The sequence below is a fragment of the Algoriphagus faecimaris genome, from assembly GCF_900101705.1.
In the GTDB taxonomy this organism is placed as follows: domain Bacteria; phylum Bacteroidota; class Bacteroidia; order Cytophagales; family Cyclobacteriaceae; genus Algoriphagus; species Algoriphagus faecimaris.
Genome location: NZ_FNAC01000040.1, coordinates 1 through 21,633 on the forward strand (window position 1 = coordinate 1; position 21,633 = coordinate 21,633).

The 21,633-nt window shown below is 42.0% G+C and carries 15 protein-coding genes; 6 read left to right on the forward strand and 9 right to left on the reverse strand.

Annotated features, from left to right (window positions below):
- From BLQ57_RS16890 to BLQ57_RS16905, 4 genes are all read right to left on the reverse strand, one after another.
- A partial coding sequence (locus tag BLQ57_RS16890) for a transposase (RefSeq protein WP_139162780.1) occupies positions 1-160 on the reverse strand: 160 nt, incomplete at its 3' end.
- Between the two features lie 157 nt (positions 161-317).
- Complete coding sequence (locus BLQ57_RS16895; protein WP_087940739.1) at positions 318-923, reverse strand: ankyrin repeat domain-containing protein; 606 nt, start codon at positions 921-923, stop codon at positions 318-320.
- Positions 920-2,239 carry a DUF2254 domain-containing protein gene (locus BLQ57_RS16900; RefSeq protein ID WP_087940740.1) on the reverse strand — a complete coding sequence of 440 codons (1,320 nt, stop codon included), beginning with the start codon at positions 2,237-2,239 and terminating at the stop codon, positions 920-922. The genes BLQ57_RS16895 and BLQ57_RS16900 overlap by 4 nt, the downstream gene beginning before the upstream one ends.
- 13 nt (positions 2,240-2,252) lie before the next feature.
- Positions 2,253-3,059 carry a metallophosphoesterase family protein gene (locus BLQ57_RS16905; RefSeq protein WP_169712784.1) on the reverse strand — a complete coding sequence of 269 codons (807 nt, stop codon included), beginning with the start codon at positions 3,057-3,059 and terminating at the stop codon, positions 2,253-2,255.
- Between the two features lie 211 nt (positions 3,060-3,270).
- On the opposite strand from BLQ57_RS16905, the gene BLQ57_RS21230 reads away from it, so the two are divergent.
- Positions 3,271-5,520, forward strand: a complete 2,250-nt coding sequence (locus BLQ57_RS21230; protein WP_087940741.1) for a glycine-rich domain-containing protein — start codon at positions 3,271-3,273, stop codon at positions 5,518-5,520.
- A gap of 52 nt (positions 5,521-5,572) precedes the next feature.
- Here BLQ57_RS21230 and purL read toward each other — a convergent pair whose 3' ends face one another.
- From purL to BLQ57_RS16925, 3 genes are all read right to left on the reverse strand, one after another.
- Positions 5,573-9,253: a phosphoribosylformylglycinamidine synthase gene (gene purL, locus BLQ57_RS16915; protein ID WP_087940767.1), complete on the reverse strand. Its 3,681-nt coding sequence runs from the start codon at positions 9,251-9,253 to the stop codon at positions 5,573-5,575.
- Between the two features lie 179 nt (positions 9,254-9,432).
- Positions 9,433-11,103 (reverse strand): formate--tetrahydrofolate ligase, encoded by a 1,671-nt coding sequence (locus tag BLQ57_RS16920; protein WP_087940742.1) that lies wholly within the window; start codon positions 11,101-11,103, stop codon positions 9,433-9,435.
- A gap of 77 nt (positions 11,104-11,180) precedes the next feature.
- Complete coding sequence (locus BLQ57_RS16925) at positions 11,181-11,993, reverse strand: alpha/beta fold hydrolase (RefSeq protein ID WP_087940743.1); 813 nt, start codon at positions 11,991-11,993, stop codon at positions 11,181-11,183.
- A 221-nt stretch (positions 11,994-12,214) separates the two neighbouring features.
- Here BLQ57_RS16925 and BLQ57_RS16930 point away from each other — a divergent pair, with 221 nt between their 5' ends.
- The 4 genes from BLQ57_RS16930 to BLQ57_RS16945 are packed head-to-tail and all read left to right on the forward strand — an operon-like array spanning position 12,215 to position 18,786.
- Positions 12,215-12,823 carry a TetR/AcrR family transcriptional regulator gene (locus BLQ57_RS16930; RefSeq protein ID WP_240507854.1) on the forward strand — a complete coding sequence of 203 codons (609 nt, stop codon included), beginning with the start codon at positions 12,215-12,217 and terminating at the stop codon, positions 12,821-12,823.
- Between the two features lie 11 nt (positions 12,824-12,834).
- A complete protein-coding gene (locus tag BLQ57_RS16935; RefSeq protein ID WP_087940769.1) occupies positions 12,835-14,193 on the forward strand; it encodes a TolC family protein in 1,359 nt (452 codons plus the stop codon).
- A gap of 51 nt (positions 14,194-14,244) precedes the next feature.
- Entirely contained in the window at positions 14,245-15,378 is a 1,134-nt protein-coding gene (locus BLQ57_RS16940; protein WP_087940744.1) for an efflux RND transporter periplasmic adaptor subunit, read from the forward strand.
- Between the two features lie 3 nt (positions 15,379-15,381).
- Positions 15,382-18,786 (forward strand): efflux RND transporter permease subunit, encoded by a 3,405-nt coding sequence (locus BLQ57_RS16945; RefSeq protein ID WP_087940745.1) that lies wholly within the window; start codon positions 15,382-15,384, stop codon positions 18,784-18,786.
- Between the two features lie 196 nt (positions 18,787-18,982).
- Here BLQ57_RS16945 and BLQ57_RS16950 read toward each other — a convergent pair whose 3' ends face one another.
- Together BLQ57_RS16950 and BLQ57_RS21235 are read right to left on the reverse strand one after the other, a co-directional pair.
- Positions 18,983-19,381, reverse strand: a complete 399-nt coding sequence (locus BLQ57_RS16950; protein WP_087940746.1) for a single-stranded DNA-binding protein — start codon at positions 19,379-19,381, stop codon at positions 18,983-18,985.
- 12 nt (positions 19,382-19,393) lie between these two features.
- Positions 19,394-19,537, reverse strand: coding sequence for a hypothetical protein (locus tag BLQ57_RS21235; protein WP_169712785.1), 144 nt, complete (start codon positions 19,535-19,537; stop codon positions 19,394-19,396).
- A 271-nt stretch (positions 19,538-19,808) separates the two neighbouring features.
- Here BLQ57_RS21235 and BLQ57_RS16955 point away from each other — a divergent pair, with 271 nt between their 5' ends.
- Positions 19,809-21,626, forward strand: a complete 1,818-nt coding sequence (locus BLQ57_RS16955; protein ID WP_087940747.1) for a tetratricopeptide repeat-containing sensor histidine kinase — start codon at positions 19,809-19,811, stop codon at positions 21,624-21,626.
- The last annotated feature ends 7 nt before the right edge of the window (positions 21,627-21,633 follow it).

Below are 21,633 nucleotides of genomic sequence, written 5' to 3' on the forward strand. Positions count from 1 at the left end.
CACAGGAAGCACATTGAAAAGAAAGCTTGTTTTCAAGCCAATAATGCTTGATTCCAGTACATTTCTTACAGATGATTCCTTGCTTGATCCTTTGTGATTTGATGAATTCAACACAGGAAGCCTCGTCAGGAAACCGATTAATGAAATTGATAATATTCATGGTCAAAACCGTTTATTTTGACCTAATTTAAATCGAGTTAAACCCTTAATAAAGCAATTGACACCAACTGTCAAAAAGAACTTATTTGGCTACTGGTGACTTTGCGGATATTCATAGTTTCTTATCATAAGTTTTCTAAAATATCCGAAAACCCATTTTATTTCGCTAAATCTACGGGGGACTTTCCATTCTCCATTTTGACATGGAGATCAGCACCGCTTCTTACTAATAATCTGACTAAATCTTTGTTGCCATTGTGGGCTGCTGAGTGCAATGGAGTGACTCCTTTTTGTTGTTTGGTATTGACATCAGCATGGTATTCAATTAGGAGTTTGGCAATTTCAAGATTGGAACTGGCACAGGCGGAGTGAAGTGGAGTGACCCGAAAAGAATTATTGGAAGGGACGTTTGGGTTGGCATTCTGAATTAAAAGCAAACGGACAAGTTCCACATGTCCAAAATAGGCGGCTAATCCCAAAGGTGTAAATCCATCGGCTGAAAAGCTGTCGATTAATTGAGGGTTTTTAGAAAGTATCTTTTTAATTCCATCCACATCGCCAATGCTAGCTAACTCATGTAAAGTCAATTCATCTAAATATAATTTCAAGAGTTTGACTGCTTCAGAATTCTTGCAATAAGCAGCAAATTGAAGTAATGAAATCCCCTGCTCGGTCTTCTTTTTTGCCAGGTTAGGATTAGTATTAAGAAGGGAAGCCAAATACTGGGTGTCGCCCTTTTGTATAGCGTCTAGGGCAGCCTTCATTCCTTTTTCTCGTTTAAAATCTTTGCTGCGCGCTCTTCCAGATCATTGAGGTCATTTTTCTCTTTGATCGTTTCCCTGCTCATTCTCAAAATCATTTCTGCATGCTTGACGATTACTTCTTGTTGGGGTTTCCTTTTAGCAAAGAAATGGATAGTGATTAGAGCCTCCATCAGACGAATAATCACTGCAGGACTTCCGATGGAAAATTGCCGTATCTGATTGAATGCTGCATCCATCACACCCTCAAAATCTAGGGTATCTGCGATAATACGTAAGTTTTGATCTTGATCGAACCGGTATTGTGATGGAAATTTCACATCTGCCAAGTAGCTCAGCGTGGAGGATAAATTATCAATACAGGAAATAGCCGTGTAGGGGTCATTTACTCCGGGGGAAAGGGCGCGAGCGGCAATCTCCACCATCTGGTGAATGGAGTACTCGAGATCTTGCTGAGCGGTTTTTGTTTTTCCGATGACAAATTGATCATGGATTTTTCGTAGAGTATTTTCTTTCAATTCCTCTTTAGAATAAATTTTCCCCAGCTCTTTTCCTTCAACCAGATAGCTTCCCGGCCTATTGTTTAATTCCAAAACCAAGTCTTCTTGGCTAATTATTCCCATTAAATTCTCACTGTCTGCATATTGTAGGTAGCCGCTTTTCGGAGATTCAATTAGAAATGTTTTTGGATAAGAAACTAAGATTTTTTTAATATCCAATGCTTCAGGATTATCTGGTTCATTTCCCATTTTTTCTGGAAAAAGCGTTTTTACCTGGATGGCAATAAAATCCGAAATGTCAGATACTACCTTGTCTGCCTGAATACTTATAGCGATTTGATGGATGAAAACTATTAGCAAAATAATATTGACCACAGTCGCTAAAATAGCCATCAATATGGCTAAAGAGGGGATAAAGGTATAATCCTGCTGATCTTTGATCGAGTTGAGCACCAAAAGACAATACAAATAGGTGGAAATGTAAGCTCCCAAAACCACCTGATTGAGACGGATATACATGAAGTTTTTGATCAGTCTTGGGCCAAACTGAGAAGAAGCCAAAGTGAGGGCTACCAAGGTGACTGAGAACACCGTTCCGGCAACACCAATCATAGCCCCCGATATAGTGGTGAGAATACTTCTTGCGGAATCTAGATTTTGGACGAAAAAAAATCGAAGAATTCCTTTTTGGTCAATTTGGATCAAACTGTCGACATACACCATTCCAACTGACAAGGCGATGGAAAAAAAGATCAATAATACAGGAATAAACCAAAAAGAGGCTTTGAGTTCATTCCAGAAAAAGAGGAGTTTTTTCATAGGTAGGGAAGAGTTATAAATTGTGCCCATTAAGGATCATCCCATCCTTAACCGTCTTGAGATAAGTGGCGATTTTACCATCTTCTCCGATTTCGCAGACCCGGTAGGAGGGGAAAGGATTGCCCCAAGACCCTCCAAAATGTCCCGACCACAGGAACGGTTTCTTCTGGTAGAGCATCTGTCCATCTATGTCGTGATCATGACCATGAAAAGTCGCCTTTACATTTGGAAAACTTGTCACCAAATCAAGAAATTCGCTGCAAGCGATACCATGACGCGTCCAGTCATTTTGGGAAATATGGATAAAGACAAAAACCTGATCCAGGACCTTGTACTCTTCTAGTTTGGATTGAGCAAACTCCAAATCAGCACAGAGGTAATCCCCTTTTTCATTTGAGCAGTCGAGTAGGATGATCCCGACTTGATTCTGATGGATAAATGAAAAATTGCTGGGTCTCCCCCAAATCTGCTCCCAGGCAAGTAGACTCACCCGATCATGATTTCCTTTGGTGGTGAAGTAGGGCATGGAAAGTTGATCATAGACCTTTTTCACCGCGGACATCCATTTGGGGTCATCGTGAATGAGATCCCCATTGAACACCACAAAATCCAAATCCTTTTCTTGGTTTAGTGCTTCGATAAGTTGCCGATGAGAGTTTTCAAAATCCGTGTTAGGCTGCCCATAATGTCCATCAGAAGCTGTGATGAACTTAATTTTGGTTTTCTTCGGGAAATCCATTTTCCCATAGAGTAAAAAGGGCATAGTCATGATTGAAGAGCTTAAAAGACTGATTTTTTGGAGAAAGGGTCTGCGCTGCATGATGACAAGATATTTTAAAAAGGCAGAAAGAAATAATAAAAACCCAAAAAAACACCTGATATTTTGACATTATAGAGGCATTTTTTTGGAGTGGTTAATAGTAGTAAATTTTTAATATTTAGTAATTGATACTTAACTATTTAACAGTAAAGCTTTGGAGATAAAAGATTTAGAGAAGATCTTTACAAAAATTAATAAGATCCCCTAATAAATGAGGACTAAGTTTTGGTCTATAGTTTTATTATTTCTTTTGTATTTCTCGTCAAATCATACCCTGATAGCTCAATGCACGGATTGTGATGTGACGGTTGATGGAAACAATCCTCCTGTCGGCATTTTTTCGAATGGAGCGAAAGTTTGTATAACGGGTAGTCGGACGAATCAGCTCAATTTTAATAATCGGAATAATATTCAGGTTTGCATAGCAGATGGTGTCTCGTGGAATGGTGATTTTAATCAATTATCCGGCCTCAGTGAAATTCAAAATTTTGGATCATTAACCTTCAATTCTAACCCAAATGGGAGTTGGACAATCCTCAATTATGGAGCATTAGAGTTCAGTCAAAATCTTAACTCTAACAAGACCATTTTTAATTATGGTCAAATGACTGTGAACGGTGATTTTGATATTAATTCAAATGCTAGACTCGAAAGTAACGGCACCCTATCCATAAGTGGAAATACCAATTTCAATAGTAATGGTCAAGTGGTATTGGTAGGAGAAACTTTTGTAGGGGGATCCGTTGTGGTCAATTCTAATACTGACATCAAAATGTCTGGAAATCTTGAAGTTTCCGGAGCGCTTCAACTCAATTCCAATAGCTCTATTTCAGGAGTCAATTCCAATTTTTGTAACTTTTTATCAGTGGGAGGCACTTTTTCCAATAATGGAGAAATTCGAGGTAACGGTCTTACATCCCCTAATTCAACACTTTTTGTAAATAAAAATCCTAACGGAAACGTATTGTCCGAGTCTGCAGTAGTAGGGGCCTGTCCAAGTGTTGATTGTGTAGAAACTTACACCATTACCACTACAAATGGATTCGATCAACTTTATATTTTTAATTGTACGGATACATTTTTAATTCCTGATTTATTGGCGGATGAGGAGATTTTAGATGTTGAGGTGGCATTGATAGCAGGTGCTGGAGGGGGAGGATTTGGTGAGGCAGCCGGTGGAGGCGGGGCAGGAGGTATTGTTACGGCAACTGGTATTTCCTTACGTGTAGGTCAAACCTATCCGGTTGCTGTAGGACCTGGGGGCTATGGGTCTAACGCTTCAAATCGGAGAGGTGAAAATGGTTTTGAATCAGTTTTTTTTGGGTTAACATCCAATGGAGGCGGGGGAGGCGGTTCTCAATCACAGGCCTCAAGAAATGGCACTGACGGTGGAAGTGGTGGAGGAGGTGGTGCAAATAATAATCCTGGAGGAGGAGAAGGAAACGGTGGTGGCGGTATTAATTCTGAAGGAAATTCAGGTGGAGAAGGAAGCCGAAAAGGGAATGGAAACCAACTTAATGGAGGTGGGGGCGGGGGAGCTGGAACTCCTGGAGAAGGTGGAGAAAATAATAGGCCTGGAGTAGGAGGAAATGGAGTTCCTCTACCAATTTTAAATGGTTTTCCTGCTATTCCCAATGCTTTTGCAGGAGGAGGCGGAGCGACAGGCCGAAATCCCGCCCAACAATATGGTAGAGGGACAGGTGGTTTTTCTTCCTCCATTAAGCTAGGTGGAGATGGAGATCATTTGGATCCAGGTGACTCTAATTCCGACGGAATAGGTCAAGAAGGTCGACCCAATACGGGTTCGGGAGGAGGAGCCGGCAGTGTAAGAGGAGGTGCAGGGTCTGCTGGAAAAGTGATTATTAGACTTTCTTATAGAATTCTTCCTTTGAAGTTTAGGAGTATTGAAGCTAATTACGAGGAAAATTCGCATTCGGTCAAAATCGATTGGTCCATGTTTTCAGAGGTAAAAGATTTGATGCTTACCGTACAGCGATCCTTTGATCAAACTAAGACTTGGGAGGCGATTCATAAGATTGATTCAATCGGGAACGAATCTGAGGAACTAGTCTTTTCTATCCGGGATGAAGATTTAACCTTAGCAAGAGATGTGGTTTTTTATCGAGTCAAAGCTGAAGGTTCCAAGGGTATATATGGGTACAGTAATATTGCTTCTGTAGAGGTAAACTCTCCAAAAAAGGGTTCTCTCTGGAAGGTCTTCCCTAACCCTATGGGCTCATCGGAGATTCAAGTCATTCCTGTAGATTATCCAAGGGAACTGGAAGACAAGATTGAAGTGTCTATTTCTGATTTTTCCGGTAGAACTTTTAGCTTTACCGCATCTGATCCGGAAGAATTGACCCAAAGACTAAATGAGTACTTTAAACTAGCTGAAAAGGGAATTTATATTCTTCAATTTATCGATTCTAGAGGTCCAAGTGTAATTAAGCTTTTCAAATAAAAATCCCTGCTTAATAGTTTATCAAGCAGGGATTTTAGTATTCAAACTAAGCTTAGCCGTTTTCTTCCACCCATTTTCTGGCACTGACGAATGCCTCTAGCCAAGGTGTAAAATCGTCTTGCCTATCGCTAGGGTAGTGGGCCCAGTTCCAGGGCTTCAGACTTCGCTCGATATGCGGCATGATAGCCAAATGTCTGCCATTTTCAGAGGCAATCCCCGCTACTGAATAATCTGAGCCATTAGGATTTCCAGGATACGTATCGTAGCTGTATTTCATGCCGATTTGATAGGCGTTTTCTGCTTCGGGCAGTTTGAATTTACCTTCTCCGTGGGCGACCCAAACACCTAGTCGCTGACCGCTAAGTGCGCCTAGCATGACCGTGTTGTTTTGAGGCACTGTCACATTGACAAAGGCAGATTCAAATTTATGGCTCTCATTATGAAGCATTTTGGCTTTTGTGGAGTTGGTCTTGCCTACTAGTCCTAGTTCGACCATCAACTGACAACCATTGCAAACACCTAAGCTCAGCGTATTTTCTCTAGCGTAAAAATTATCTAGCGCCTCTTTAGCTTTAGGATTGTAAAGGAATGCACCTGCCCAACCTTTGGCAGAACCTAATACATCCGAATTGGAGAATCCTCCCACAAACACAATCATCTGCACGTCCGAAAGGTCTTCTCTACCAGAGATCAAGTCGGTCATGTGGATGTCTTTGACCTCAAAGCCAGCAAGCCAGAGTGCATAGGCCATTTCTCGATCACCATTTACCCCTTTTTCGCGGATAATAGCTGCCTTAGCTTGGTTTTTTTGACTTCGGAAAGGATCTAAATTTGCCGCTTTGAAACTTCCTTCCCAATCCGAAGCAAACTCATAGCTTAGTGGCTGGTTTTTATAATTCTCAAATCGCTGTTTGGCGAGCTTTTCCCCACTTTGTTTTCTGTCGAGAAGATAGGAAGAACGATACCAGGTATCTCGCATTTCTGAGACCTCCATAGACAAACCAAGTCCGTCTAGGCTTACTTGACCGCTAAGATTTACATCTGCAATGGAAATAAAGTCCACATCATAGTTATGGAGAATGGCCCTTACCACTTCAGTTTCTTTTACCTGAATTAATACTCCCGGATTTTCGGCAAAAAGCGCTTTTACCAAATCTCGCTCTTGGAATCGCTCTGTTTTCACTTTTAATCCTACCTGAGCACTTGGGAAGCACATTTCCAAGAGGGAGGTGATGATTCCACCTGCTGAGATATCGTGTCCTGCCAAAACTAAACCTTGCCCGATCAATTTCTGAACAGCCATAAAGGCATGACCGAAGTATTCAGCGTCTCCAACGGTAGGAGTTTCTTGACCGATTTTATTCAAAACCTGATAGAAGCTTGAGCCGCCTAGCTTTGCGCTATCCTTAGAAAAATCAATCCAATAAATCTTTGAGCCTTCTTCAGCTTGGAGTCCAGTCTTAACAGTTTTATTGATATCAGCACATTCTCCCACAGTGGATATAATCACCGTACCCGGAGCATATACCACTTTTCCGTCTGGATACTTTTGGGTCATGGAGAGTGAATCTTTTCCGGTAGGGATATTGATTCCTAATTCTATGGCAAATTGGGATACTGCCTCGACAGCTCGATATAGTCGGTCATTTTCTCCTTTATTCTTTGCAGGCCACATCCAGTTGGCAGAGAGGGAAATGCCTTTCATTCCGTCTGTGATCGGCGCAAATACCAAGTTAGTTAAAGCTTCTGCAATTGCTAATCTGCTGCCCGCTTCCGGATTTGCTAAAGCTGCAACAGGGGCATGTCCGATGGAAGTAGCGATTCCCTTGTTTCCTGTGAAGTCCAAAGCCATTACAGCCACATCATTGAGTGGTAGCTGAATTTCTCCCACGGTCTGTTGTGTGGCCACACGTCCGGTGACCGATCGATCGACCTTATTGGTCAACCAATCTTTGCATGCCACAGCTTCGAGTTGAAGTACTTGCTCGATGTAGGACTTTAGCTGACTGATTTGATAGCTTCCTTCACTGAAGTTGGACTGAGTAGTAGCGTCTTCAAGGATTGTTTTTGGAGAGGATCCAAACATATACATCAAATTCCAGTCTACGGGTTTTTCGCCTGTTCTCTGGTTTTCAAACTTGAAATGCATGTCTCCCGTTGTCTCACCTACTACATAAAAAGGAGCTCTTTCACGCTCAGATAGCTGTTTGAGGGTAGGAATATCTTTTTTGTCCACGACTAATCCCATTCGCTCCTGAGATTCATTGCCGATGATTTCTTTGGCAGAGAGCGTCGGATCACCCACAGGTAATTGATCAATATGGATTGTGCCTCCTGAGTTTTCTACCAGTTCGGAAAGACAGTTGAGGTGTCCTCCTGCTCCATGGTCGTGGATGGAAATAATCGGATTTTCGTCGCTCTCAGCCATAGCGCGGATCACATTAGCTACCCGCTTTTGCATTTCAGGGTTGGATCGCTGAATGGCATTGAGCTCGATCGCATTGGAAAGCTCTCCAGTATTGAGCGAGGAGACGGCCGATCCACCCATTCCGATGCGGTAATTGTCCCCGCCCATAATGACGATTTGATCCCCGGTTTTTGGTTCTGCTTTTTTGGTGTATTTGGCATTAGTAAAGCCTACTCCACCTGCAAGCATGATGACTTTGTCGAAGCCGAATTGGATGCCTTCTTCCTCATGCTCAAAAGTCAACAATGAACCAGAAATCAAAGGCTGGCCGAATTTATTTCCAAAGTCTGAAGCGCCATTGGAGGCCTTGATTAGAATGTCCATTGGCGTCTGATAAAGCCAAGGTCTCTCGTCGAGTTTTTCTTCCCAAGACCGGTTCTTTTCGCTCCTTGGATAGGAAGTCATATAAACAGCAGTTCCTGCCAGTGGGATAGAAGCTGTTCCTCCCGCCATTCGGTCACGGATTTCTCCTCCGGATCCGGTAGCTGCTCCATTAAAAGGCTCTACTGTGGTCGGGAAATTATGCGTTTCTGCTTTGAGGGAAATGACGGTGTCGATCTCTCGCTGCTCAAAAAAATCTGCTTGATGCTGTGTCTTGGGAGCGAACTGAAAAGCTTTAGGCCCCTGCACAAAAGCCACATTATCTTTGTAAGCCGAAGCGATGCGGTTTGGATTTTTCTTGGATGTTTCTTTGATGAGCTGGAATAATGTCATCGGTTTCTCTTCTCCATCGATCACAAAAGTACCATTGAAGATTTTGTGACGGCAGTGCTCTGAATTAACCTGAGAAAATCCAAACACCTCAGAGTCAGTCAAAGGTCTTCCGAGTTGAGAAGAGACCTTTTCAAGATAGCTTACCTCTTCATCGCTAAGAGCAAGGCCCTCTTTTTGGTTATAAGTAGCGATATCGTTTACCTCTTGAATGGATTCAGGCTGGATATCGATATCAAAAATAGACTGAGAAAGTCCGTCGTATGCCTTTTGGAGCATGGGGTCTATTTCATCTCCTTCGGATAGAGGTGAAAATTCTTCTACACGTTGAATCCCAGAGATTCCCATATTTAGAGTGATCTCCACAGCATTAGTAGACCATGGGGTGATCATTTCTTTTCGGGGTCCGGCAAATTTTCCGGTGATTTCAGCATCTGATAGGGCTTTTGCCTCGCCAAAAAGCCAGGAGAGCTTAGCTAAATCATCAGATGCGAAAGGATGGGGAGTCTGTACAGCGTAAACGCTTTTTTGAGGGGATTCAAAGAAGAAAATCATGTCCTTGAGCTGGTAAGCTGCAAAGGTAAGGAATTGGTAGAAGGAATGGAAAAGCAAAAGATCAGAAAATCGATCACTTTTCCATTCTTTGTGAGAAAGGGTTAAAAATAGGGATTGCTGATAAACTGTTTACCGGAACAACATTCCTTTTGATCGATTCCAGTGTTTTTCAGCAGGCCCTAAAATAGACCGGTAATAGTACCATCCTCTTCGATGTCAATCTTTTCGGCTGCCGGTACCAAAGGCAATCCTGGCATTCTTAGAATTTCACCAGCTATAGGAATGATAAACCCGGCCCCGGCTGCTATTTCGAAATCCCGTATTTGAACTTCAAAGCCTTGAGGTCTACCTAGTTTTTTCTCGTCATCACTCAGACTTTTTTGGGTTTTTGCGATGCAGATGGGGAGGTTTCCATAGCCCAACTCTTCAAATCTTCTCAATTTATTTTTGGCGGCATTCGTCAAAATGACTGATTCTGCTCCGTAAATGATTTTGGCGACTTTTTCGATTTTGGTAAGTGTATTGTCCTCCAAATTGTAGGTGAATTTAAGTTCTGAGGAATCCATTTGCTCGGCAGTTTCTGCTACTTTTTGCGCTAGCTCCATACAGCCTAATCCACCTTTGGCCCATCCTTCGCTCAGAGCTGCTGCTACTCCTAACTTTTCGCAATAGTCCAGAAGAAGTGATTTTTCTGCCTCGGTATCGCTAGAAAAGACATTGATGGAAATCACGACAGGTACTCCAAAGGACTTAAGTGCGTTGAGATGACCATCCAGATTTGCAAACCCCTGTTCCAAAGCTTCGATATTCTCTGTTTCTAATTCTTTGAGTGCTTGCCCACCATGGTATTTGAGTGCTCTGACGGTAGCTACTAGTACAATGGCTTTTGGTGCAATCTCGGCCTCCCGGCATTTGATGTTTAGAAATTTTTCAGCACCTAGATCGGATCCAAATCCTCCCTCGGTCACGACGTAGTCGCTCAGACTCATCCCGATTTTAGTGGCTAAAATAGAGTTGGTTCCTTGGGCAATATTGGCAAAAGGTCCGCCATGAATGATGGCTGGGTTATGCTCGAGGGTCTGGACAAGGTTGGGTTTGATCGCCTCTTTCATCAAGGCGGCCATGGCACCTTGAGCATTGAGATCACGGGCAAAGATGGCCTGACCTGACACAGTGTCTCCGATGTAGATATTGGCAAAACGTTCTTTGAGGTCAGCGATGCTTTTACTTTGGCAAAGAATAGCCATGACTTCGCTAGCCGCTGTGATATTAAAACCGCTCTCTCTTGGAATTCCTCCATTAGTACCTCCCAGTCCCAAAACGATATTGCGAAGCGCCCGGTCATTCATGTCCAAGGTCCGTTTCCAAAGGACCTTCCTAGGATCCAATTGGAGACTTCTTTTTTTGCTCTGCATGTTATTGTCAATCAACACGGCCAGTAGGTTGTTGGCTTTTTCGATAGCGGAAAAATCCCCAGTAAAGTGTAGGTTGATGTCTTCCATCGGGATGACCTGACTGTGGCCACCTCCTGCAGCCCCTCCTTTGATTCCGAAAACGGGACCAAGACTTGGTTCGCGGATGACTGCGGTACTTTTTTTACCGATTTGGTTTAAAGCATCCACTAGTCCGATAGTAGTAGTAGTTTTTCCTTCCCCTGCAGGAGTGGGGGTGATCGCGGTGACCAATATCAACTTGCTTTTTTTGACTTCTTTTTCATCTAAAAGTGAGAGTGGAAGCTTGGCTTTGTATTTTCCATAGTACTCCAGATGCTCTTCTGAGATGGATAGTTTTTCGGCAATTTCACGAATGGGGGCGGGGGTAATACGGGTGGCTATTTCTAGGTCTGTCATAAATTAAAATTTCTGTGAAGGTAAACTTGCCCATTGGGATTTGCTTGGGTTTTTGTTTGTTTTGAAGATGATATTTGTCAGAAGATGGGGCTCGATTCCTCTTGATTCAGGTGCTCTATTGCAGCTTCAATTAGTCCACCATGCCCCACTGAAAGGGAGTGGCTCTGAAGGTGGGGGATTTTTTTGATAAAACTGGAGAGACTTTTAGGAGTGATCATTCGGTCATGTTCTCCGATGAAGAGTATCATGGGGGTTTTGAGTACTTGAGCCTGTAGAGTGATTTTGGATAGCTTGAGCTGTAAGTTCCCGTAGACTCGCCATGTGAAATAGGCTTGGGCCCTTTGGGATCGAGTACTCATTTGTGTTTTGACAAATTTGACTAAGCTACTTTCAAGAATACCGATGGTATTTAACTTTTCTACGATGCCAAAAAAACCTTGCGGTTTGAATACCACTCTTTTAAACAGCGGATGAAAATAACTTGGGTAGCTACTCATGCTATAACTTATCCCTGTTTTGATTCCATCGGGAGCCAGGAGGATAAGACTTTTCACTTGCTTGAAAAAAAGCTCATAGGTAAGTAAAGAAAATTTCCCTCCCATACTGTAACCGATGAGGTGGAAGTCCGTGAAACCTTCTTGGTGCTGAAAGTTTTGGAGGATTTGTTTCCAATGATTTTTGGTCAAAGGGGATGAGGACTCGTACCATTGGCTTCTCCCATGATAAAACATGTCAATAAAGTGGAAAGTGAAGTTAGGTTTCAGTAGTGTCTGAAAGCCTAACATATCTCGGTGATCTTGCCCAAAACCATGAAAAAGCAAGACATGATTTGGCCCTTTTCCTATGCTTTGATAGTGGAGTTTTCCATAGTTGGTGGATAAAATTTTCATTAAGCGAAATTTATTTTTAAAAATAAGATAAAACAAATAAGTGTAAGGTTTTAGTAGTCATTAACAGAATAAAATATTTTAAATTCAATTTTAATAATGTAAAAAATATTAGGTGAATCCATTTTTCATTATTTATCGAAATAAAGTTTGATAAAAAAACTCAGGAAACTTTGAACCATTAGATAGTTTCTCTAGTTTTGACCGAAATTTTAAGAGACTAAGTGGAGACGAGAGAAAAAATATTGGATGTGGCCATGGAGCAGTTTTCCCGTTTTGGGGTGAGAAACATCACCATGGATGATGTGGCTAGATCTGTTGGAATTTCTAAGAAGACCCTTTATCAGGAGTTTACAGACAAACGGGAGCTAGTCATGGAGGCTTTCAGGAGGATGCTGGTTTTGGACAAAAGTAAAATGAGTTTTGTTTTCGAGGCCGAGGATGGAGTGATTGAGCACTTGGTGAGCTTGTCTAAAATGATGCGGGAGCGGTTGGGGAATATTAATCCTATTGCGATCATGGAGGTGCAGAAATATTTTCCTGAAGCTTGGGGAATGTTTGAAAAGCACAAAGAAGAGGTCATCATGGTGGACTTGATCAATATTCTTGAAAAGGGAAAAAAATTAGGTTATTTCAGGTCAGAGATAGACTCTGCAATCCTGGCAAGACTTAGAGTGAATCAGATTACCTCTGCATTAGAGCAGACTAGTTTTCATACCGAACCCCACGAACTTGTCGAAATGCAAATGGAAATGATGGATCATTTTCTCCATGGCATATTCACCGAGAAGGGGCGACAGTCTTATTATAGTCAACAAAAATCACAAGCTTGAAAAACAAAGCAATGAAAAAAAATCTTTTTGCCATTTGGCTCTTTCTTTCGCTACCTTTTGCCGCTATGGCCCAGGAGCAAGTTCTCCTAACACTAGAGGAAGCACTTGCGATTTCGCTGGAAAATAATGTGGACGTAAAGAATGCCAAACTGGAAACCTTGATATCCAAGGCCACTGTAAAAGAAACCACTGCTAGTGGACTACCCCAAATCACGGGTACTTTCGACTTGAATTATAACCCTGCTATTCCGGTGGTTTTCCTTCCAAACGAACCTCCGTTTGGAGACCCAAGTATTCCTTCAGATGTGATTCCAGCGAGATTTGGAGTGAGTTATCAGTCTTCCTTGGGGGCTAATGTGCGTCAAATGATTTTTGACGGTTCTTTTTTTGTCGGACTTAGAGCTGCAAAAACCTATAAGCAATTGACAGATTATGATCTGGAGAAAACAGAAATCGACGTCATTGAATCGGTCAAAAAAGCCTATTACGGTGTCTTAGTAAATGAAGAGCGGATTCGTCTTGCTCAAGCTAATCTTTCTCGCATAGATACCCTATTAAATGAAACTAGAGCATTGAACGAAGCCGGATTTGTGGAGAAAATAGACGTTTCTCGAATTCAGGTGCAGCGGAATAATTCCTACACACAATTGGAACGTAGCCGTGCAGCTTTAGAAATATCTAATCAAATACTAAAACTTCAGATGGGTCTTCCTCAGGAGTACGATTTGGTACTTACCGAGGAGCTGAAAGATTTTAATAAACTGACTGAAACAATCGACTTATTGGATGATCCGGGAAGCGACCGGATAGAGGTGAAGCAGCTGAGCACCAACATTGAACTCGTAGGCTTAGACCTTAAAAACAACCAAAGTCAATACATGCCTACTATTGACTTGGTTGGAAACATCCTAAGAGCAGGTGCCGGTAATGATTTGAGCTCTGTGTATAATAAGCAAAATTGGTTTGGGAGTTCACTCATAGGAGTTAGCATGAGCATTCCTATTTTTGACGGTTTGGCCAAAAGTGCCCGAATCCAAAAGAATAGAATTCAGATGCAGCAATTGGAAAATCAGAAGTATTTTATCCAAGAAAGTATCAAAAATGAAGTCTTCTCTGCCAAAACCAATCTGAAAAATGACCTAGCTATTCTTCAGGTTCAAGAAGAAAATTTGGAGCTTGCTCGAGAGGTCTTTGACATGTCCCGGATCAAATATACCGAAGGCGTAGGATCCAATTTGGAAGTAGTGGAGGCGGATGCAGCTCTGATCGAAGCAGAAATCAATTTCCTTTCAGCCCTCTATGACGGATTAGTGTCCAAAGTAGACCTCGAGAAAGCATTGGGAATATTAAATACATCAATAGAAAACTAAATCAACTATTTCTTTTCAATAGGAAGGAAAAAAGTAATCATAAAAGCGAAAATGAAAGCAACCTTAAAATTTTTAACCCTCGCAATAGTAATGGTGTCAGCTTTTGGCTGCGCGGAAGAGGAAAGCGTTGAAGCAAAAAAAGCCGAGTTGGAAGAACTCAAAGCACAAGTAATCGAGCTGAACGGTAACATTCGTGCACTCGAGTCTGAACTGATAGAGCTAGATCCTGAATTTGCAAAGCAAAATCAAAAATCTGTGCTCATTACCACGGCTGATGCATCAAAAGGTAATTTTGAACATTTTGTAGAGGTGACGGGCTCAGTACTTTCTAAAAAGAATGTCAGCATTTCTGCAGAATCTTCAGGCAGAATACTAGAGATTCCGGCTATAGAGGGAATGCGCGTTAGAAGAGGGCAGGTCTTGGCGAAAATTGACTCAGAGAGTATCCAAAGAAATATTGAGGAAGTGGAAAACTCTTTGAGTCTGGCAATGACTCTTTTTGAAAAGCAGGAGCGGCTTTGGAAGCAAGAAATCGGAACAGAGGTACAGTACTTGGAAGCCAAGAATCGAAAAGAAGGTTTGGAGCGTAATCTAGCCTCTTTGAAGACTCAGCTGGATAAGGCCTTCGTTCGGGCGCCATTTGACGGCACGGTAGAGACGGTGCAGGTTCGGTTGGGTGAATTGGTACAGCCTGGTGCTCCGATGTTTCAGTTTGTAGGTGATAGTGATTTATTCATAGAGGCAGATATTTCGGAGTCCTATGTGGGTGTATTGGGAAAAGGAGATTCGGTACGAGTGAACTTTCCCTCTATAGGTCAGGAAATCAAGACTAAAGTTTCTTCCGTTGGGGCGATTATCAATCCTAATAATAGAACTTTTAAAGTTGAAGTCTTTTTGCCTAGCATAGCAAATGTAAAACCGAACATGCTGGCCGTGATGAAAATCAAAGACTATGAAAATACCGAAGCTGTGATCGTGCCATCTAAGCTAGTTCTCAGCGATAATCGAGGAGATTATGTGTTTATCGTGGCAGAAGGGAAAGCTAAAAAGGTCTATATCAAACGTGGAAAGACTTTTCAGCAAAATGCAGAAATATTGGAAGGACTCAGCGGGGATGAAAAGTTAGTGGATAAAGGATTCCGCGAAGTAGGAGATAATTTTAACGTGAACATTGCGCAGCAGTAAATCATGTCAGAACAACCAAAATCGAAAACAACGAGAGAGTTCGGTCTAACAAGCATGAGTGTGGATAATTCCACCTCTATTGTTATTCTGACTCTGATAATTACGGTGCTCGGTATAGGTGCCTATCGTACCATGCCGAAGGAAAGTTTTCCCGAAGTAGTCATCCCAACAGTCTACGTGGGAACACCCTATCCGGGTAATTCTCCTGTCGATATGGAAAACCTGATCACTCGTCCGATTGAGAAGGAACTTAAATCACTCAATGATGTCAAGGATATCAAATCCACTTCTGTTCAGGATTTTTCCTCTATCGTAATCGAGTTTAATCCTGGAGTAGAAATCTCAAAAGCCATTCAGGATGTAAAAGATGCAGTAGATAAATCCAAAAGTGAGCTACCATCGGATCTGGATCAGGAACCTAATGTGTTGGAAATCAACACTTCGGACTTTCCGATTATGAATGTGAATATATCTGGGAATTACTCTGAGGCGGAACTCAAGAAATTTGGAGAATACCTGGAAGACGAGATCGAAAAGCTCCCAGAAATCTCTCAAGCTGATCTAGCAGGGACGGTGGAGCGCGAAATCCAAATCAATGCGGACCCCTATAAAATGGAGGCTGTAGGAGTGAGCTTTGACGATATTTCCAATGCGATTCGTTCAGAGAATGTGACGATCTCAGGGGGAAGTATTCGTGGAGGAGATTTTCAGCGAACCCTCCGTATCGACGGTGAATTCACCGATCCTATGGAGATTCTAGATGTGATTGTCAAGACAGACAATCAGAAAATTGTATTCCTCCGCGATGTCGCCGAGGTAAAGGATACCTATAAGGATCGTACTTCCTATGCTCGCATGAAAAATCTACCCGTGGTCACGATCAATGTGGTCAAGCGGAGTGGAGAAAACCTGCTTAATGCAGCAGATAAAATCAAGGAAATCATTGCAAAGACGAAGGCAAACCGTTTTCCGTCAGATTTGGAAATCACTATCAATAATGATCAGAGTAAGACCACTCGAACTCAGGTAAGTGACTTGGAAAACTCCATCATCTTTGGTGTAATCCTAGTGGTATTGGTATTGATGTTTTTCTTGGGTTTCCGAAACGCCCTTTTTGTGGGTTCGGCGATTCCGCTTTCCATGTTTATTTCATTTTTGGTGCTCAATGCTTTCGGGATTACGCTAAACCTAATGGTGTTATTTTCCCTGATTTTGGCTCTGGGTATGCTCGTGGACAATGGTATTGTGGTGGTGGAAAATATCTACCGACTGATGTCCGAGGGCAAGTCTCCTATTCGAGCTGCTAAAGAGGGAGTGGGTGAAGTAGCTTGGCCGATTATTACCTCTACTGCTACCACCTTAGCGGCATTCTTGCCTTTGGCTTTTTGGCAGGATACCATCGGAGATTTCATGAAGTATCTTCCGATCACGTTGATCATTGTTCTTTCCTCTTCTCTTTTTGTAGCACTGGTCATCAATCCTGTGCTGACCTCCATGTATATGAAAATAGAGGATGTCAATAAGGTGAAGAAAAAGCAGAAGCCGATTATCGTAGCGGGAATATTTTTGGTTTTATCGACCATTTTCTATTTCCTCGGATGGACCGCTTTTGGCTCTTTGGCACTAGTTGCTTCAGTGTTGACCTTGTTTAATGTGTTTTTACTTCGAAATGCAATCAAATGGTTTCAGACTGTCTTCTTGGTAAAGCTGGAGAATGTTTATGAAAACACATTAACCTTTGCACTGCGAGGTAAAAACCCATACTTCTTCTTTGGAGGAATTAATTTGTTGTTGGTTTTTTCTCTTGTTCTTCTGGGAATTCGAGCCCCGAAGGTGCTTTTCTTCCCCGATAACCAACCGCAATTGATCAATGTATATGTAGAGTTTCCCATCGGGACGGATATCGAGGCGACCAATGAATTTGTGGACGAATTCGAAGATAGAATGACGGAGTCTTTGTCAGAATATAGTGATATTATAGAGTCCATCATTTCTCAAATCGGAGAAGGTACAGGAGACCCTACCGAGGGATCTACAGGGGAAGCTACCCCTCACAAGGCTAAAATCACGATAGGTTTTGTAGATTACATTGATAGACAAGGCGTGAACACCAATAAAGCCATGGAGGAGATTAGGGACATGGCAGAAAACTACGCAGGTGTACTCATCACTGTAGATAAGCAGCGCGCTGGTCCTCCGGTTGGAAAAGCCATCAATATTGAGTTTTCAGGAGAAGATTACGATCAGCTGATTAGCTATGTCAATCGGACCCTAGAGTTCTTAAATGGAAAGAATATTCCTGGTGTGGAAGAGCTTAAGACGGATTTGTCACTTGGTAGTCCCGAACTGATAGTAGATATAGACAGGGACAAGGCGAGAAGGTTTGGGCTGTCCACCTCGGTGATCGCGACTGAGATGCGTACTTCTTTGTTTGGGCTGGAAGTTTCTAAATATAAAGAAGGGGAGGACGATTACCCTATTCAGCTCAGACTGAATGAAGATTACCGCTACGATATTGATGCTTTGGTCAATAAGAAAATCGGGTTTAGGGATAAGTTTGGAGAAAAGCGAGAAGTCCCTGTATCAGCTGTAGCTAATATTGAATACGGTTCCACCTATGGCTCTGTCAAGAGAAAAGATTTGGAAAAGGCAGTTACTATTTTCTCCAATGTTTTGGATGGATTTAATGCCACGGAAATCAACACAGCTATCAGGGAATATATGGAGGGTTTTGAAGTGCCTGATGGTATTACGGTGCGGTTTACCGGAGAGCAAGAGGAGCAGGCTAAATCGATGGAGTTTTTGACCCGTGCATTGGCTATAGCTGTTTCCTTGATATTCTTGATTATCGTAGCCCAATTCAACTCAGTTACTACACCTTTCATCATCATGGCATCTGTCGTTTTGAGTACTATAGGTGTATTCTTAGGCTTGGTGATTTTCAACATGGATTTTGTGGTGATCATGACGGGGATCGGGATTATATCCCTCGCCGGTGTAGTGGTAAACAATGCCATTGTACTGATCGATTATACCAATCTCGTTAGAAGTAGAAAAAGAGAAGAACTAGGTATGGCAGATGATGAGTTACTTTCTTATACCGATTTGGTTCGAAGTATTGTGGAGGCAGGCAAGACCCGTCTGAGACCTGTGCTATTGACAGCTATCACTACGGTATTGGGATTGATTCCTTTGGCGATCGGTATGAATATCAATTTCAGTACCTTATTGAGTGATTTTGACCCGCAGTTTTATGTAGGAGGGGATAATGCAGACTTTTGGGGCCCAATGGCTTGGACTGTAATATTTGGGTTAACCTTTGCGACCTTCCTTACGTTAGTCATCGTACCAGTCATGTACTTGCTGGCAGATAAGTTGAATATGAAACTGCGTAAGTTAAAAGCATGATTGATTTAAGGTTGGTGGTTTTTTAGACAAAACCTCCGGAACGATGTTCCGGGGGTTTTTTTGTGTTTGAATTAAATTCTTTGGGAATCCTATGAAGTGATTGTGCCGGTCTGTAAAAGTCAAAAGCCTATTGCTAAACAATAGGCTTTTGCAGGATATGAAGAAAATCATAATAAGCTTTTAAGGCTTTATTCGACTAAAATGGCAAATCATCTTCTGTAGACTCAACCATTTCTTTTTGATTGTTATTTTGACTGGATGGCTTTCCACCTAGAAAAGTGAAGTCGTTGACGACAATCTCAGTAGCTGATCGCTTGATGCCATCTTTATCGGTATAGCTTCTGTTGGAGATTTTTCCTTCCACAGCGACTTCTGATCCTTTGTCGGTAAATTTATGCAGGATCTCGGCCTGCTTACCCCAGAGTACCAATCGGTGCCAGCTGGTATTGTCTACGCGCTCACCTTTTTGATTCTTGTAGGATTCATTGATGGCTAGGGAAACTTTGCCTAGGACTTGCCCGGATTCTAAATTTTTGATTTCGACTTTGTCGCCTAAGCGACCGATTAGCTGTACTTTGTTTCTAAGCGTGTTCATGATTTTAATTGTTTAAGTGAATGAATTAATGAAATTGATTTCGCTCGAAGTAAATCGTTGAGTCAAAGTTGGGAAGGAGGGGAGTGATAAGTCGGGAGACAGTCGATAGTATCCGATAGTAATCGTTTGCTGTCGGATAATATGCGTTTTTTGCATATTTAGGTTGATTTTGAAATTTCAAATTTTGGGTTTTATTAGGTGGATTTGGAAAAATCGCGAATTTGAGACTAAAAGTTTTCTCCGAAGTAAGGGTGCTTTCAACCCCACGAGTTTAGAAAAGGCAAGAACAAATAGATGGAAAAATTATTTTGAAACTAAGTAAGAAAAAGCACTGTTTTAAATTGGTGCATTTTGTAAAATGCCCTAGCGTTTTCACAGAATAAATTCCCGTTGTAGATTAGAAGCTCTATTTGAATCCCCCTTGTTCATGAGAAAATTTTGGCGCCCATTCACATCCATGGGATCATTCCTCTTGCTTTGTTTTCTTCTTCCCAGGCTTGCCTTGTCTCAAGTGGATAGTCTGGATAGTTTGCAGACAGTCTTGAAGCAATTATCCAAACAGGATACTAATTATGTCTTGACATTGATAGAGCTTTGCGAATCGAGCACTTTCACTGCTGAGCAGGGAGGAAAAGCTTATGCTGAGGAGGCTATAAAGGTATCCAAAGACCTGGGTTTTAAGCGTGGAGAAGCTTTGGGACATAATTCTTTGGGAGCGTATTTTTTACAAGTGGGAAACCTAGAGCGAGCATTGAAAGAGGTGCTACAGGCCGAGGGTATCTACAGGAAGATTGGAGAGCGCGAGGGGATATTAGCCGTTTATAATAATCTGGGGATCATTTACAATCGGACAGAAGAGTTGGACAAAGCCATCAAGGTCTATGAAGATGCTATTTCGGTAGCAAAGGAGTTAGAGCTTGACCTTCAGCAGGCGATTCTTTTCAATAATTTGGGGACAGTTCATGACAAAAGAGGAGAGTATGAATTGGCATTGGAGGCTTTTGAAGAAGTCCTGTCCGTAAGTGAGCGTGCAGCTATCGAGGTAGGAAAGATGATGGGCTACAGTAATCTCGGTTCAGTTTACCATACCATGGGGCAATTCGAAGAGGCTGAATCGGCCTATTTTAAGGCTTTGGAAATCTCTGAAGGAGGAGCATATACACGAAATCAGGCTTCCAATTACTTTGGGATTGCTGAGGTGAGAAGTGGACAAAGCCGGATGAATGAATCGAGAGAATGGTATCAAAAAGGAATAGCATTAGCGGAAGAAATTAACTCTTTGCCGCTCCTGCAGGAAGGATACGAAGGGCTGGCTGCTTTAAATGAAAAAGTAGGGAGCTATGCTCAAGCTTTGGAGCATTATAAGCTGGCCCAGGCTTTTCGTGATAGTCTGGCGATGGCAGAAAGGGCCGAAACCATAGAAGAGCTCAAGACCCGCTACGAAACTTCCCAAAAAGAAGCAGAAATAGAAGTGCTTTCTCAACAAAATGAAATCCAAAACCTGGAACTCCGTCAAAAGAACCAATTGTTATGGTCTGGGGGAATAGGAATCGGGCTTTTGATCTTGATAGCCTATGGATATCAGCAGCGTAAGCAAATTAAAAATCAAGTCGTTTTAGCTGAATTAGAACAAAGATTCTTGCGGTCACAGCTCAATCCTCATTTTATTTTCAATGCTTTATCCTCCATTCAGAATTTTATGTTGAAATCTGATTCGAAAAAAGCTGCAATTTATCTATCTAAATTTTCTAAATTGATGCGGCAAGTGTTAGAAAACTCTCGTACCGAATTTATTTCCCTAGAGGAAGAAGTACGAATGCTAGAGAATTATTTAGAAATTCAGCAGGTCCTCTCGAATCAAAAGTTCAGTTTCGAGATTAAACTTTCCGATGATTTAGAGCCTCAAAGTTTTTCTATACCCCCGATGTTTGTGCAGCCTTTTGTGGAAAACGCTATCGAACATGGACTGGTCAGGGAGCAGGGTTCTGTTCAAGTACATTTTAAAAAAGGGTTAGATTACATTACTATTACAATTTTGGATGATGGAGTAGGGATAAATAATACCTCTACCCAGTCAGCACCCGGGCACCAATCCCTCGCCACCTCGATTATCCGTGAGCGAATTGACAATTTTAATCTAAAACTGAACCATAAGATCCAAATTGAAATGCAGGACCGGTCGGTGATAGATCCCCAGCAGAGCGGAACTCAGGTTCAGCTTAGAGTCCCCTATCAAGAAAACTAATTTTATT